The organism is Edaphosphingomonas laterariae (assembly GCF_900188165.1).
Lineage (GTDB): Bacteria > Pseudomonadota > Alphaproteobacteria > Sphingomonadales > Sphingomonadaceae > Sphingomonas_E > Sphingomonas_E laterariae.
In genome coordinates this window covers 194,998-208,704 of record NZ_FZOS01000001.1, presented here as the reverse complement: position 1 = coordinate 208,704, position 13,707 = coordinate 194,998, and the positions used below count along the sequence as shown (strand labels likewise).

General features: G+C 65.1%; 16 protein-coding genes. 8 read left to right on the top strand and 8 right to left on the bottom strand.

Features of this window, described 5'->3' with window-relative positions; genetic code table 11:
- The first annotated feature begins 152 nt into the window (after positions 1-152).
- Positions 153-860 carry an aquaporin Z gene (gene aqpZ, locus CHB74_RS00885; protein ID WP_089217981.1) on the top strand — a complete coding sequence of 236 codons (708 nt, stop codon included), beginning with the start codon at positions 153-155 and terminating at the stop codon, positions 858-860.
- Between the two features lie 183 nt (positions 861-1,043).
- Positions 1,044-2,303 (top strand): MFS transporter, encoded by a 1,260-nt coding sequence (locus CHB74_RS00880; RefSeq protein WP_089217980.1) that lies wholly within the window; start codon positions 1,044-1,046, stop codon positions 2,301-2,303.
- On the opposite strand, the gene rsmD is transcribed toward CHB74_RS00880, so the two are convergent.
- The 3 genes from rsmD to CHB74_RS00865 are packed head-to-tail and all read right to left on the bottom strand — an operon-like array spanning position 2,272 to position 5,148.
- Positions 2,272-2,817, bottom strand: coding sequence for a 16S rRNA (guanine(966)-N(2))-methyltransferase RsmD (rsmD, locus tag CHB74_RS00875; RefSeq protein ID WP_089217710.1), 546 nt, complete (start codon positions 2,815-2,817; stop codon positions 2,272-2,274). The two genes, CHB74_RS00880 and rsmD, sit on opposite strands and share 32 nt — an antisense overlap.
- Before the next feature lie 3 nt (positions 2,818-2,820).
- Positions 2,821-3,771, bottom strand: coding sequence for a pseudouridine synthase (locus CHB74_RS00870; protein WP_089217709.1), 951 nt, complete (start codon positions 3,769-3,771; stop codon positions 2,821-2,823).
- A 57-nt stretch (positions 3,772-3,828) separates the two neighbouring features.
- Complete coding sequence (locus CHB74_RS00865; protein WP_089217979.1) at positions 3,829-5,148, bottom strand: dicarboxylate/amino acid:cation symporter; 1,320 nt, start codon at positions 5,146-5,148, stop codon at positions 3,829-3,831.
- Positions 5,149-5,285: 137 nt separating this feature from the next.
- Between CHB74_RS00865 and CHB74_RS00860 the strand changes: the two genes are divergently transcribed.
- Together CHB74_RS00860 and CHB74_RS00855 are read left to right on the top strand one after the other, a co-directional pair.
- Complete coding sequence (locus CHB74_RS00860; protein WP_089217708.1) at positions 5,286-5,717, top strand: response regulator; 432 nt, start codon at positions 5,286-5,288, stop codon at positions 5,715-5,717.
- Positions 5,718-5,758: 41 nt separating this feature from the next.
- Complete coding sequence (locus tag CHB74_RS00855; RefSeq protein WP_089217707.1) at positions 5,759-7,081, top strand: AmpG family muropeptide MFS transporter; 1,323 nt, start codon at positions 5,759-5,761, stop codon at positions 7,079-7,081.
- A 9-nt stretch (positions 7,082-7,090) separates the two neighbouring features.
- Here CHB74_RS00855 and CHB74_RS00850 read toward each other — a convergent pair whose 3' ends face one another.
- Positions 7,091-7,528 (bottom strand): DUF6628 family protein, encoded by a 438-nt coding sequence (locus CHB74_RS00850; RefSeq protein WP_089217706.1) that lies wholly within the window; start codon positions 7,526-7,528, stop codon positions 7,091-7,093.
- Between the two features lie 106 nt (positions 7,529-7,634).
- Positions 7,635-8,540 (bottom strand): LysR substrate-binding domain-containing protein, encoded by a 906-nt coding sequence (locus CHB74_RS00845; RefSeq protein ID WP_089217705.1) that lies wholly within the window; start codon positions 8,538-8,540, stop codon positions 7,635-7,637.
- Positions 8,541-8,649: 109 nt separating this feature from the next.
- On the opposite strand from CHB74_RS00845, the gene CHB74_RS00840 reads away from it, so the two are divergent.
- From CHB74_RS00840 to CHB74_RS00825, 4 genes are all read left to right on the top strand, one after another.
- Complete coding sequence (locus tag CHB74_RS00840) at positions 8,650-9,195, top strand: peroxiredoxin (protein ID WP_089217704.1); 546 nt, start codon at positions 8,650-8,652, stop codon at positions 9,193-9,195.
- Positions 9,196-9,316: 121 nt separating this feature from the next.
- Entirely contained in the window at positions 9,317-9,838 is a 522-nt protein-coding gene (ahpD, locus tag CHB74_RS00835; RefSeq protein ID WP_089217703.1) for an alkylhydroperoxidase, AhpD family, read from the top strand.
- A gap of 74 nt (positions 9,839-9,912) precedes the next feature.
- A complete protein-coding gene (gene epsC / locus CHB74_RS00830) occupies positions 9,913-10,611 on the top strand; it encodes a serine O-acetyltransferase EpsC (RefSeq protein WP_089217702.1) in 699 nt (232 codons plus the stop codon).
- Positions 10,611-10,955 (top strand): DUF2794 domain-containing protein, encoded by a 345-nt coding sequence (locus CHB74_RS00825; RefSeq protein ID WP_089217701.1) that lies wholly within the window; start codon positions 10,611-10,613, stop codon positions 10,953-10,955. Before epsC ends, CHB74_RS00825 begins: the two co-directional genes overlap by 1 nt.
- Positions 10,956-11,012: 57 nt before the next feature.
- Here the strand turns inward: CHB74_RS00825 and CHB74_RS00820 are convergent, their stop codons facing one another.
- From CHB74_RS00820 to CHB74_RS00810, 3 genes are all read right to left on the bottom strand, one after another.
- A complete protein-coding gene (locus tag CHB74_RS00820) occupies positions 11,013-12,089 on the bottom strand; it encodes a hypothetical protein (RefSeq protein ID WP_089217700.1) in 1,077 nt (358 codons plus the stop codon).
- 72 nt (positions 12,090-12,161) lie between these two features.
- Positions 12,162-13,067, bottom strand: coding sequence for an SDR family NAD(P)-dependent oxidoreductase (locus CHB74_RS00815; RefSeq protein ID WP_089217699.1), 906 nt, complete (start codon positions 13,065-13,067; stop codon positions 12,162-12,164).
- 84 nt (positions 13,068-13,151) lie between these two features.
- Complete coding sequence (locus CHB74_RS00810; protein ID WP_089217698.1) at positions 13,152-13,589, bottom strand: nuclear transport factor 2 family protein; 438 nt, start codon at positions 13,587-13,589, stop codon at positions 13,152-13,154.
- Positions 13,590-13,707: the final 118 nt, after the last annotated feature.

The following is a 13,707-nucleotide window of genomic DNA, read 5'->3' as shown; positions in this document are numbered from 1 at the left end:
CGGCGGAGGGGGGAGGCAGAGGCTGATTCACATGCGAACAGTTAGGGAACAGCGGCGCGCGGGGCAATAAGCAGGGGCGGGTAAATCCCGATGGCGCGGTTAATGAACGGGTTTTAGCTTCCCCGTCTCCGAAGAAGGAAATGGGGGTTGTGATGCCTTTGATGCAACGACTCGTCGCGGAACTTATCGGCACCTTTTGGCTGGTATTCGGCGGATGCGGCAGCGCCGTGCTGGCCGCCGCTTTCCCCGATCTGGGCATCGGCTTTGCCGGCGTGGCCCTGGCCTTTGGCCTGACCGTGCTGACGATGGCCTATGCCGTCGGCCATATTTCGGGCGGGCATTTCAACCCGGCCGTCACGCTTGGCCTGTGGGCGGGCGGGCGCTTTCCGGCGGGGGACATCCTTCCCTATATCGCCGCCCAGGTTGTCGGCGCGATCATCGCGGCCTTCATCCTGTTGCAGATCGCCAGCGGCGCGCCGGGGTTTGAGCTGGGGCCGACCGGGCTTGCCGTCAACGGCGTCGGGGCGCATTCGCCCGGCGGGTATTCGCTAGGCGCCGGCATCACGATCGAGATCGTGCTGACCTTCGGCTTCCTGATCGTCATCATGGGCGCCACCGATCGTCGCGCACCTGCGGGCTTCGCCCCGCTGGCCATCGGCCTGGCGCTTACGCTGATCCACCTGATCAGCATCCCGGTGACGAACACCTCGGTCAATCCCGCCCGCAGCACCGGGCCCGCGCTGCTGGTCGGTGGGCTGGCGCTCCAGCAATTGTGGCTGTTCTGGGTGGCGCCGATCATCGGCGGCATTCTTGGCGGCTTTGGCTATCGCGCATTTGCCGGCGATCCGCCTGCCGCCTGACCATTTGTCCATTCATTGGCGAACGGCTCGTCGGCAATGCCGGCGGGCCGTTCTGCTTAATGGCGGCAGCCGAGCCGTTCAGTGGATCGCGCTATCGCCCGGCCCCCGGGGCTTGACGGCGGCGGGGTTCACGCCGCAATCCCCGCCGACTTCAATCGGGACGGGCCAATGACAGGAATGATGATGGGTTCGCCCTCGGCGCGCCGTGTGCTGGGTGCGAGCCTGATCGGTACGGCGGTCGAGTTTTACGACTTCTATATCTACGCCACGGCCGCTGCGCTGGTGTTTGGCCCGCTGTTTTTCCCGGCATCCGATCCCGGTGTGCAGCAGCTTCTGGCTTTTGCCAGCCTTGCCGTCGCGTTCATCGCCCGGCCCGTCGGGGCCGTTGCCTTCGGCCATTTCGGCGATCGCATCGGTCGCAAATCCACGCTGGTCGCATCGCTGCTGATCATGGGCGGATCGACGATGGCGATCGCTTTCCTGCCCACCTATCAGATGATCGGGTGGGTCGCGCCCGCATTGCTGTGCCTGCTGCGCTTCGGCCAGGGCTTCGGATTGGGTGGCGAGTGGGGCGGCGCAGCCTTGCTGGCGGTGGAAAATGCGCCGCCGGGCTGGCGGGCGCGTTTCGGCATGGCGCCCCAGCTTGGCGCGCCGGTCGGTTTCATCGCGGCCAATGGTCTGTTTCTGTTGCTCGGCCTGTTCCTGACGCCCGATCAATTCCGGGATTGGGGCTGGCGCATTCCCTTTCTGGCGAGTGCCGTGCTCGTTGCGCTCGGCCTGTGGGTTCGCCTGAAACTGACCGAGACGCCGGCCTTCACGGCATCGTTGAAGGAAGCGCCGCCGCCGCAGGTTCCGATCCTCGAACTGCTGCGCAAGCATCCGGTGGAGACGATCGGCGGCACCTTCGCCGTGGTGGCCTGTTTCGCTATCTTCTACCTCGCGACGGCCTTTGCGCTCGGATATGGCACGACCACGCTCGGCTATGCGCGCGAGACATTTCTGGGCGTGCAGCTGATCGCCATCCTGTTCATGGCCGCCGGGATCGTGGCGGCAGCATGGCTGGCCGACATGCTGGATGCCCGGCGCGTGCTGATGGGCGGTTGCGTGGCCACCATTGCCCTTGGCTTCCTGATGGCGCCGATGTTCGGCGGCGGAAGCCTGTGGCTGGTCGGCGGCTTCCTTGCGCTGGCCCTATGGGTGATGGGCTTCGTCTATGGGCCGTTGGGGGGATGGCTGCCCGGCCTGTTCCCGGCGCGGGTGCGCTACACCGGGGCGTCGATGGCGTTCAACCTCGGCGGCATCATCGGCGGCGGGCTGACGCCGGCTCTGGCGCAGACCCTTTCCGAGCGGCATGGGCTGGCGCCGGTCGGGCTCTACCTTTCCGCCGCGGCGCTGATCAGCCTGATCGCGCTTATTCCGCTGCGTCGCGACGCAGCAGAGTAAGCTTGGCCTTGCCGTGGATGCGTTCGGCATCCACGGTCCATCCGCCGGCGGTCACCACCTCATCCCGCGCGGTCTCGACGCTTGCCCAGGCCGTCGGCGCCGCCCAGCCAAGCCGGGTCAGCCGTTCCAGAAGCGCGCCGGCCCCGCCACTGGCATAAGGCGGGTCGAACATCAGCAAATCGTGCGGCTGGCTGCAGGGGCCGAGCGTCGCCACGGCCTGCGCCCGCACATCGACCTTGGCGCCCAGCCTGGCCGCGTTGGCGCGCAGCACGTCCGCCGCCTTGCGATCCTGTTCGACGAACGTGGCCTCGCCGGCGCCCCGCGACATGGCTTCCAGCCCCAGCGCCCCCGAGCCCGCAAAGAAATCGGCGACGCGTAGCCCTTCGAAACTTCCCAGCCGGCTGGCCAGCATCGAAAATAGCGCCTCGCGGGTGCGGTCGCTCGTGGGACGGGTGGAATCGCCGGCGGGGGCGGCGATGGTGCGGCCCCGCCATTGGCCTGCAATGATGCGCATGGCTTATTTCAACGTCTTGCGGAAATTGACGAGATCGTGCTGCAGCACTTCGTCGATCTGGCCGACGGGAATGTCGGCCAGCTTGAACGGGCCATAGCTTGTTCGGATGAGGCGGCTGACCTGCAGGCCGAGATGTTCGAGCACGCGGCGAACCTCGCGGTTCTTGCCTTCGCGCAGCCTCATTTCGACCCAGGCGTTGCGGCCCGTGCGCCGTTCGAGATTGGCATCGATCGATCCATAGCGGACGCCATCGATCTCGACGCCTTCGATCAGATCCTCCAGCATCGCCTGGCTGATTTCACCGAACACGCGGGCGCGATAGGTGCGTTCGACGCCCGTAGCCGGAAGCTCCAGCTGCCGCTTCAATCCGCCATCGGTGGTGAGCAGCAGGAGCCCTTCGGTGTTGAGATCGAGCCGGCCGACCGGCATCACGCGCGGCAAATCACGCGGCAGCCGATCGTAGATCGTCGGCCGGCCCTTGGGGTCGCGCTCGGCCGTCAGAACGCCCGTCGGCTTGTGGAAGCGGAACAGGCGGGTGGGCTCCGGCCGGGCGACGGGCTGGCCGTCGACGGTTACGCCGGAGAGCGATTTCAAGATCGTCGCCGGCGTTTCCACGGGAACGTCGCCGATCGCGATCCGCCGTTCGGCGATCATGCGCTCTATCTCGCGGCGGGATGCAACGCCCGCGCGCGCAAGCAATTTGGCGATCCGCTCGCCTTCGCCGGGTGCGACGGGCACGGTGGGCTTCGCGGCGACGGCCGGGCGGGCCATGCGGCCGGCGCCGCGCCGCGCGGGCTTTGCCTCGGCGGCTGCCGCTGCTGCTGCAGGTGCCTGTGGCTTGCCCGAGCGTTGCGCGTGCTGGGCGGCACGGCGGGCATCGCGGGCGGTGGCCGAAGGGCTTTTGGGGCGCGTCGGCTTGTCGCCGGCGTCACGGGGAGGGCGGGGAGGTCGCATCGCGCTCCCCTAACCCTGTTTCCGTGCGGAGGCCAGCGTGCCGGCGCTCGATCGGGCTCAGCTGTTCGCTTCGGGATCGATATCAAGCCCCCGCGTGCCATGGTGCGGCGTGTTGCTGGGGGACTTGGCGGCCTCGATGATCGGCGATTCGATGACCTCGATCGCTTTCTCCCATTTGGCCACAACCACGCTGGCAACGGCGTTGCCGACGACGTTGGTCGCCGACCGGCCCATATCCAGGAAGTGATCGACCGCGAGGATCAGCAGCAAGCCCGCCTCCGGGATCTTGAAGAAGGCCAGGGTGGACGCGATCACGACAAGGCTGGCGCGTGGCACGCCGGCAACGCCCTTCGACGTGACCATCAGCAGCAGCAGCATCGTCACCTGCTCGCCGAACGACATGTCGATGCCATAGGCCTGCGCGATGAACATCGTCGCGAAGGTGCAGTACATCATCGTGCCGTCGAGGTTGAACGAATAGCCGAGCGGCAGGACGAAGCTGGCAATCCGGCGCGGCACGCCGAAGCGATCAAGCGCCTCCAGCGTGCGGGGGAAGGCGGCTTCCGACGATGCGGTGGAGAAGGCGAGCAGGATCGGATCGCGGATATATTTGAACAGCAGTTTCGCGCGCCCGCCGACGATCAGGAAGGCTGCCAGCAGCAGCAGCGCCCACAGCAGGATCAGCGCGATATAGAAGCCACCCATGAAGTAGCCGAAGGTGACGAGGATCGACGCGCCTTCCTTGGCCAGCGCGCTGGTGACCGCCGCAAAGACCGCGAAGGGAGCGAAGCGCATCACATAATCGGTGATCTGCAGCATCACCTGCACCAGCGCCTCGATGCCCTTCACCAGCGGCGCGGCCTTTTCGCCGATGGCGGTGATGGCGACGCCGGTGAAGACCGAGAAGACGACGATCTGCAGGATCTCGTTGGTCGCCATCGCCTCGAAGATCGATTTCGGCACGAGGTGCGTCACGAAATCCTTCAGGGTGAAGGCGCCCTTCTCGACGCCGCTGGCGGCGGTGACGTCGGGCAGCGGCAGGGCAAGGCCCGCGCCCGGCTGGAAGATGTTGACCAGGATCAGGCCGAGCGTCAGCGAAACCAGGCTGGCGCAGATGAACCAGGCGATCGTCCTCGCGCCCACACGGCCGAGCGCGGCGGTATCGCCCATATGCGCGATGCCCGCGACCAGCGTCGAAAACACCAGCGGCGCGATGATCATCTTGATCAGGCGCAGGAATACATCGGTGATGATGGAAAAATAGCCGGTGATTGTGGCGACCTGGGCCTTGTCCGGCACCATGGCGTTGATGGCCAGGCCCACGGCGATGCCCGCGACCATGGCGATAAGGATGTACCAAGTGAGGCGCTTCGCCACCAATCTCTCCATATGCAGGAAAGCGGCCACTCGTTGACAGAAAGCGACATAGCGTCAACCCCCATCACGATGCCCCGGCAGGGAACATTTGCAGATCAAGCGTCATTATAATCGTGCAAGAGGGAGTTTCAGGCACGATGCGCTTCGGCGAAAAGGATCGCGTGATTAAGCGGCTGCTGATTGTCGAAGATGAGCCGTTGGTCGCGTTCGACAACGAACATGCCCTCGTCGAAGCCGGCTATCATATTGTCGCGACGGTGGATCGCGTTGCGGCTGCCACGGCCGCCTTGCGCGATGGATTGGTCGACCTCGCATTGGTCGATGTCCGGCTGGCGGGGGGCGATAACGGCATGGATGTCGCCCGCGTGGCGCTTGAACGGGGCGTACCCGTTCTCATCGTGACAGCGACGTGCCCGGCCGAAGCGCGAGCGCTGGCGATCGGCTGCCTGGCTAAGCCGCATTCGACGCGGACTTTGCGCGCGGCGATCCGCGTGGTGGAGGAGCGGCTGCGCGGCGCCACGCCCAAACGCCTGCCCGCCGGATTGGCCTTGTTCGACGCCGAAGGCTGAAAGCGCTTTTCGATCCCGTCCGGGGCGTTATCATCGCCGCGATGACGGATATCACCTCGCCGCGTTCCGGCCTGCTCGCTTCGATTCAGCCCTATCTCGAACGTGCGCCACTGGCCGCGCTTTTCCTCGGCATGTCATCCGGCTTTCCCTACGCGATGATCGGCGCGACGCTCATCACGCGGCTCGCGCAGGATGGCATCGACAAGAAAAGCGTGACGACCTTCGCGCTCGTCTTCCTTGCCTATAACCTCAAATTTCTGTGGGCCTGGGTGGTGGAAGGCGTGCGCCTGCCGGTGATCGGCAGGCTGGGCCAGCGCGTTTCGTGGATGCTTGTGGCGGGCGTCATGGTGATCGCTGCCGTCTTCAACCTCGCGCTGGTCGATCCGGCGGCGGATATCTACGCGACGGCGGTCGCCGCCATTCTCGTCGGCGTGGCGGGCGCGACCTATGACATCGTGATTGACGCCTATCGGATCGAACAGCTCGAACCCAGGCAGCTCGGCATCGGCGCCGGCATGTCCCAATATGGCTGGCGGATCGGCTCGGCCGCCGCCGGCGCGCTGGCGCTGGTGGTCGCGGCCCGGATGGGGTGGGAAGCCGCCTACATGGCCTGCGCCGGCTTCGCATTGCCGGCGATGATCGTCGCGCTGGTGCTGGGCGAACCGAAGCGCCACCGCGAGATTGCCGGCCGCAAATCGCTGGCATCGCTCGGCAAGGCGGTGGTGGGCCCGTTTGTGGAGTTTTTCCAGCGGTCGGGCGCGCTGCTCGTGCTCCTGTTCATCCTCGTCCACAAGATCGGCGATACGCTCGCCAATCTTACGTTGCGGCTGCTGTTCAACGATCTTGGCTACACCAACGACGAAATCGCGATCTATGATATCGGCGTCGGCTTCTGGGCGCTGCTGCTCGGTATCTTCGTCGGCGGCATTCTCTATACCCGCCTCGGCCTCAAGCGTTCGGTGTTGTTCAGCCTCGTGCTGATGGGCGTGTCCAATTTCAGCTTCGCGCTTTTGGCGGCGGCTGGCCATTCCAATATCGGCATGGCGGGCGCGATCGGGTTCGAAAACTTCGCCAGCGGCGTCGGCGGTGTCTGCGTCGTCGCCTATTTCTCGGCGCTGTGCGATCTCCGCTTCACGGCGGCCCAATATGCCCTGATTTCCGCGGCGGCGAGCGTCGTCGGCCGTGTGCTGACGGGAACCACCGCCGGCGCGATCATCGACGCGATGGGCTATGTGAATTTCTATCTTCTCACCACCGCACTCGCATTGCCCGGCATCATCCTGTTCTGGCTGATGATGCGCGCGGGCCTGATCGATGCGTCGATCGGCACGGCGGGAACCGAGCCTTCGACCGAAACCGCCTGACGGGCGATTTCAGGCGGGCGAGGGGAGCGGCTTGGCGAGGTCTTCAAAGGCCTGCGCCAGCGCCTGAGCGCTGCTGAGCGTGCCAAGGCAGTCGGCGATGCCCAGCACCTCGGTCAGCAGGCGATGCGCACCGTGCGGATCGTGGCGGGCGGCGGCGACCGCGCTCAGCAGATTCGCTTCGGATGTCGTCATCCGTGGACAGCAGCAGGGGGCCACCAGGATACGCCGGCTTGAAACGCGGGACGCTTCCGCCATCAACGCCCGCAGCAGCACGAGTGGGCGGCGGAAGCTCATGCCGAAGCTGCACAGCATGGCATGGGCGGCATGTGCGTCGTCCAAGCCATGGGCCGCGACCCTCCGCATCGTGAACAGAAGCAGCCGGCTATGATCGTCGGCGGGCGCCGGGTGAGGCAGGATATCGATGGGATCGACGATATGATCGGACATGCTTTCCTCTCCCGGTCTCGAATGAGAAGAGGAAAGCATCTCCGCTATTGCAAGTCAATCGCAACAATGCGGGCCATGCGTTGGTGCCGACCACCCGGCAAGTCCATCAGCTGTCGTGACTTTTCGACAGGGCGTCGGCGAGCATCCTGAACTCTTTTTCGCGCGGGCTGCCCTTGCGCCAGACGAGGGCGATTCGCCGCGCCGGATGGGCCGCGTCGAGCGGCCGGGCGGAAATCCGCGTATTGTCGAGGATCCCGGCCTTGATCGCCATTTCGGGCAACAGCGTCACGCCCAGGCCATTATCGACCATCTGGACGAGAGTATGGAGCGAGGTTCCGAGCATGGCCGCCTCCGCCCGCAATTCGGGGCGGTTGCAGGCGGCGAGTGCGTGGTCCTTCAGGCAGTGTCCGTCCTCGAGCAGCAGCAGCCGCCTCTCATCGATGGCGTCGGCCTTCACGGTTTCGCTCTTGGCCGGGGCCTCGCCGTCCGGGAACGCGACGAACAGGCGGTCGTCGAACAGATCGGCATGCTCGATGTCCCCGCAATGATAAGGCAATGCCAGCAGCACGCAGTCGACATGGCCGCGATGGAGCGAATCGCAGGCCGCGCTGGTCGTCTCCTCACGCAGATAGAGCTTGAGGTCCGGCCATTCGGTGCGGAAGCGGGGCAGGATGCGGGGGAGCAGGAAGGGCGCGATTGTCGGGATAACGCCCATGCGCAGTTCGCCCGACAACGGCTTGCCGGCGGCGCGCGCCAGATCGGCAAGTTCCTCGGCCTCGCGCAGCACGCGCTGCGCCTTTTCGGCGATACGCAGGCCGAGCGGCGTGAAGCGCACCACGCGCCGGGTTCGTTCGACGAGCATGATGCCGATCAGGGACTCGAGTTCGCGCAATCCGGCGGAAAGTGTCGACTGCGTGACGAAGCAGGCTTCCGCCGCGCGGCCGAAATGTCCATGGTCGCGCAGCGCGACGAGATATTGGAGCTGTTTGAGAGTGGGGAGATAGGTGCTCATTCATCGCCTCAGTCGATCAATGGACCTCAAATAATCAATTGGCCCTTTTTTATCCAGCCCCGCATATCCGCCCTCGCAAGTTTCTCAACCACTCGAAGGAGTTTCCCGCATGGCCCTCACCGTTGGCGATCAGTTTCCCGGCATCACCGTTCCCGTCCAGCAGGGCGTGGGCGCGCTTCCGGCCGGCGAGACGATCGACCTGTCGAAGACCGACGGAAAGTGGAAGGTCGTGTTCTTCTGGCCGAAGGACTTCACCTTCATCTGCCCGACCGAAATCATCGGTTATGGCGAACTCGTGAAGGATCTCGCCGATCGTGACGCGGTGCTGATCGGCGCGTCGACCGACACCGATTTCGTTCACTTCGCGTGGCGCAAGTCTGACGAGCGTCTCGCGAACTGCGATTTCCCGTGGATCGCCGACAACAAGAAGGAACTGGCCAACGCGCTCGGCATCGTCGAGCAGAACGCCGGCGTCGCGCTCCGCGCCACCTTCATCGTCGATCCGCACAATGTGATCCAGCACGTCACCGTGAACGGCCTCAACCAGGGCCGCAACCCGGCCGAGGCGATCCGCGTCCTCGACGCGCTGCAGACCGACGAACTGTGCCCCTGCAACTGGCAGGCCGGTGAAGAGGTTCTGAAGCCGGCGGCCTGATCCCCCCTCAGGGCTGCCGCCTGCCGCGCTGCTTGATGGCGCGCGGCAACCGGGCGCGGAGGGGTTCGCCCTTCCGCGCCCTTTTATTTGACCTGTGATGTGTTCGAGCCAGGAGTTCCCAATGTCGCTCAAGGCCTTTGCCGATACGCTGCCCGATTATGCCAAGGATATCCGGCTCAACGTCGGATCGCTGCTCAACGATCAGACGCTGGGTGACCAGCGCAAATATGGCCTGCTGCTCACCTGCGCCCACGGCTCGGGCTACAAGCCGCTGGTCGACGCGGCCGAAGCCGAAGCCGAAGGCAAGCTTTCGCCGGAAGCGGCCAATGCGGCGCGCGCGGCGGCGGCGGTGATGGCGATGAACAATGTCTATTATCGCTTCGTTCACCTCGCCTCGAACAAGGAATATGGCACCTTGCCGGCCAAGTTGCGGATGAACGTGATCGGTTCGCCCGGCATCGAAAAGGACGATTTCGAGCTGTTCAGCCTCGCCGTCAGCGCGATGAACGGTTGCGGCATGTGCATCGACAGCCACGAAAAGGTGCTACGCGGCCATGGCGTCGCGACCGAAGTGATCCAGACGGCCGCGCGCGTCGGCGCCATCATCAAGGCGGTTGCCACGGTCCACGCAACCGCCGTCTGACCATGACACTGGAAATCCCCGGGTCGCGGGCCTACATTCGGGCCCAATAGACAGAACCGACCTGGGGATATTCCATGCTCGACGCGCTCGTCGACTATCTCGACTCGATCAAGGCGCGCGATCCCGCGCCGCGCACGCGCTGGGAAATCCTGCTTTATCCGGGTGTCTGGGCGGTCGGTTTCCACCGCATTGCGCATTGGCTGTTCAAGGGCGAACTCTATTTCCTCGCACGCGCGGTCAACCATCTGTCGCGCTTCCTTACCGCGATCGACATCCATCCCGGCGCGCAGATCGGCCGGCATTTCTTCATCGACCATGGCTTCAGCGTGATTGGCGAAACCGCCATCATCGGCGACAACGTCACCATGTATCAATGCGTCACGCTGGGCGGCACCAACCCCGCCAACGGGGTGCCGGGCAAGCGCCATCCCACCATCGAGGATGATGCGATCATTGGTTCGGGCGCGCAGGTGCTGGGGCCGATCATCGTGGGCAAGCGTTCGCGCATCGGCGCCAATGCGGTTGTTACCAAGGATGTGCCGGAAGGCGCGTCGATGGTCGGCATCCCGGCGCGGCCGACGCTTGTGGAGGCGGCGGACTATCAGAAGAGCTTCGTGCCTTATGGCACGCCCTGTTCGGAACGTTTCGATCCGGCCACCCAGCAGCTTGAGATGCTCAAGTGCGAGGTGGAATCGCTGCGCACCAAACTGGCAGAGCTGATCGAGAAGCGGGACGCCAGTCCGAATGCCGATACGGAGCGCGACTGCGCCTGATGAGCGTCGTCACGCCGTTCCCCGCTCATGCGGCGCGGCCCACCCAGGTCGGGTTCGACCGTCAGGAATTGATGCGCATTCTGGATCTCTACGGCCGCATGGTGGCCGCGGGCCACTGGCGCGATTACGCGATCGCGCTTGAGCGCGAGGTGGCCCTGTTCTGCGCCTTCCGCCGCGCGGCGGAGCGACCCGAATATCGGATCGAGAAGCGCCCCGCCTTGCGCCATCGCCAGGGCATGTGGGCGTTGATTGGGGAACATGGCGCGGTGCTGAAGCGGGGGCACGAACTGTCGCCACTGCTCGCGCCCATCGAACGGCGCCTGCTCAAGCTCGTCAGGGAATAGAGCCGACGGTGGGGCGGGCGAGCCAATGTGGCCCGCCCGGCAAACCCCTTTCCAATATCAGGCTGATGCGGTGTCTGCGGGCCGGTTGCCGTGCGGCAGGCGCTGGCGCAGCGTTGGCGGCACGACCTCGAGGACCGAGTTCCGCACTGCGCTCCAGAACGCCGACAGCAGCAACAGCGCCGAGCCGATGACGAGGGCAGTGAGCGCGATGTTGAGGCTGACCGCACCGAATTCCCGGAACAGGGTACTCAGCGCGTAGAGCACATAAGCCAGCGCCGAGACGAGAAGCGCGCGGCGGTCGACCGCGATCGCGACCAGCCCCATCGCGACGTAGAGCGCGATGACGACGCCGGCTTCGCCGATCGACGCGCCGCCATCGAGCAGGCCGAGCAAGGCGAATATGGGATGGACGATCAATGGCGCGGCGAGGAGGTGGAGCCAGAAGGCCACGTCTGCCCGGCGGGTGGTGCGGGTCGGATCGCTCATGTCCCAGTGCATCGCGAAGGCGAAGACGGCGAGACCCGCCATCAATAGCACGGCATAGAGCGCGCCGCCGGCGATCGGCATCGCGGCGAGCAGCAGCGCGATGGCGAGCGCGACGCCGGCCAGCGTGCCAGCCGCGACGGTGATCGGCACATGGAAACGGCGCCAGTGAAGCCAGGTGGCAAAGGCTGTGAGCGCTGCGGCGAAGGCGCCCACCAGCGCAACCGTCCGGTCGGCGCCCTCGGCAGGCATCGGCAGCAATGTTCCGATCGCGAAGGCCAGTGCGAGGAAGGTTCCGATCGAGAAAGCCAGGAGCAGCAGGATGCTCGGCAGCGCCATGCGCCGGCGGCGCGTGAAATATTCGGCAAGGCCCCAGGCCGTCGCCGCGACAAGGGCAGGGCTGAGGGCGTTGGGGCCTTCCGGGATGCGGGGGACGGGCACGGCATTGCCGATCCACGCCACCGCGACGAGCAGCAGTACCGCCGCGATCGTCACGAAGATGTCGTTGAAGCCCGTGATGAGACGGAAATGTTCTTCGTCGACGAGCGGCGCGTGGCGCTGCCCGGCGACGAAATCGCGGAAGGCCGATGCGGTTGCGGGCGGCATGATGCCGGCCCGCACCGCGCTGTCGATATCCCCGTCGGTATACATGTAGGTTAGCTCCCACTTTCCGGCGGGCAGTGTAAACCTATGTGTGGTGGTGATGCAATACAGTAAGGCGGATCAGCCCGCTGCCTTCTGGAGCAGCGAGGCGATCAGCATCGACTGTTCGAGGCCGTTTTGCGGAACGATTTCGCCGCTGCGATCGACGATCTGGTCCCACGCCGCGGCGACGCCTTCGGGCGTTAGCTGATCGGGGGCGAGCACTGCGCCTTGCGTAAGCGTGATATAGGCGGCTTGGACAACCCCGCCGCCAGCGCTGACGATCATGTTGGACGGCGCATCTTCGGACACCAGATAGAGGGCGGCGGGCGCGATCTTTTCCGGCGCGAACACGGCAAGGAATTCGGGCGGCAGGATATCTTCGGTCATCCGCGTCGCGGCGACCGGGGCGATCGTGTTCACGCGAACATTATATTTCGCGCCTTCGAGATGGAGCGTCTTGGTAAGGCCCGCCAGCCCGAGCTTGGCCGCGCCATAATTGGCCTGGCCGAAATTGCCATAAAGGCCGGTCGACGATGCCGTCATCAGGATGCGGCCATAATTCTGTTCGCGCATCACGTCCCACACGGCCTTGGTGACATTGGCCGAGCCGTTGAGATGCACTTCGACGACGAGGCGGAACTCGTCCATCGTCATCTTCGCGAAGCTCTTGTCGCGCAGGATGCCGGCATTGTTGATCAGGATATGGACGCCGCCCCAGACTTCCTTGGCGCGGGCGACCATTTCTTCCATCTGCGCGGCATCGGTGACGTTGCCGCCATTGGCCATGGCCGTGCCGCCGGCAGCGAGGATTTCTTCCACCACCTTTTGCGCGGCATCCGAGGTGCCGGTGCCGTCGCGGGCGCCGCCGAGATCGTTGACCACCACCTTGGCGCCGCGCTTGGCCAGTTCCAGCGCATAACCGCGACCGATGCCGCCGCCCGCGCCCGTGACAATCGCAACGCGCCCTTCGAAACTGATGGTCATTTCCCTCTCCCGTGCTTTACGGGCACGTCAACTAACCCAAGGTTGACGCGAAGGGAAGGGGGCGTGAACGCCCCCTCTTGAACCTCAGGCCTGATAGGCTTCCTCGATATTGGGGGTGAACAGATCCATCCCGGCCGGCTGCTTCACCGAATTTTCGTCCCAGAAGGCGCGGAGATGGCAAAGCTTGCCTTCCGAATTGAACTGGGCGTGCTCGATGATCGAAAGGTCGAGCCCGGCATTTTGCGAAGGCACGCGCACCTGCATGGTGAAGCGCAATATGCCCTGATCGCCACAAGCACGGATTTCTTCCAGCACCGGCGTAACCTGGCGGTTGGGATCGGCGCGGGCAAAATCCCAGAAACGCGCGATGTTGGCGCGCCCCGAAAAGGGCGGGGTGCCGACGGGATCCTCCAGCACGCCATCTTCGGCGAAGGTATCGAGCAGCAACTGCTTGTCGCCCGTTGCCCATGCCCGGATATAGTTTTCAAGCCCTTGACGAACCTGTTCGGGTGTCGCCTTCATGCGTGCGCTCCTTATGCCTTATCGCTGACGGCTAGCATGCCGTGAAGCGACGTGTCGATGATATGCATCGAGAATATGGGAGCCAGCCGGCGCGATCGGGCTGCTGCAAGTGCCGTGT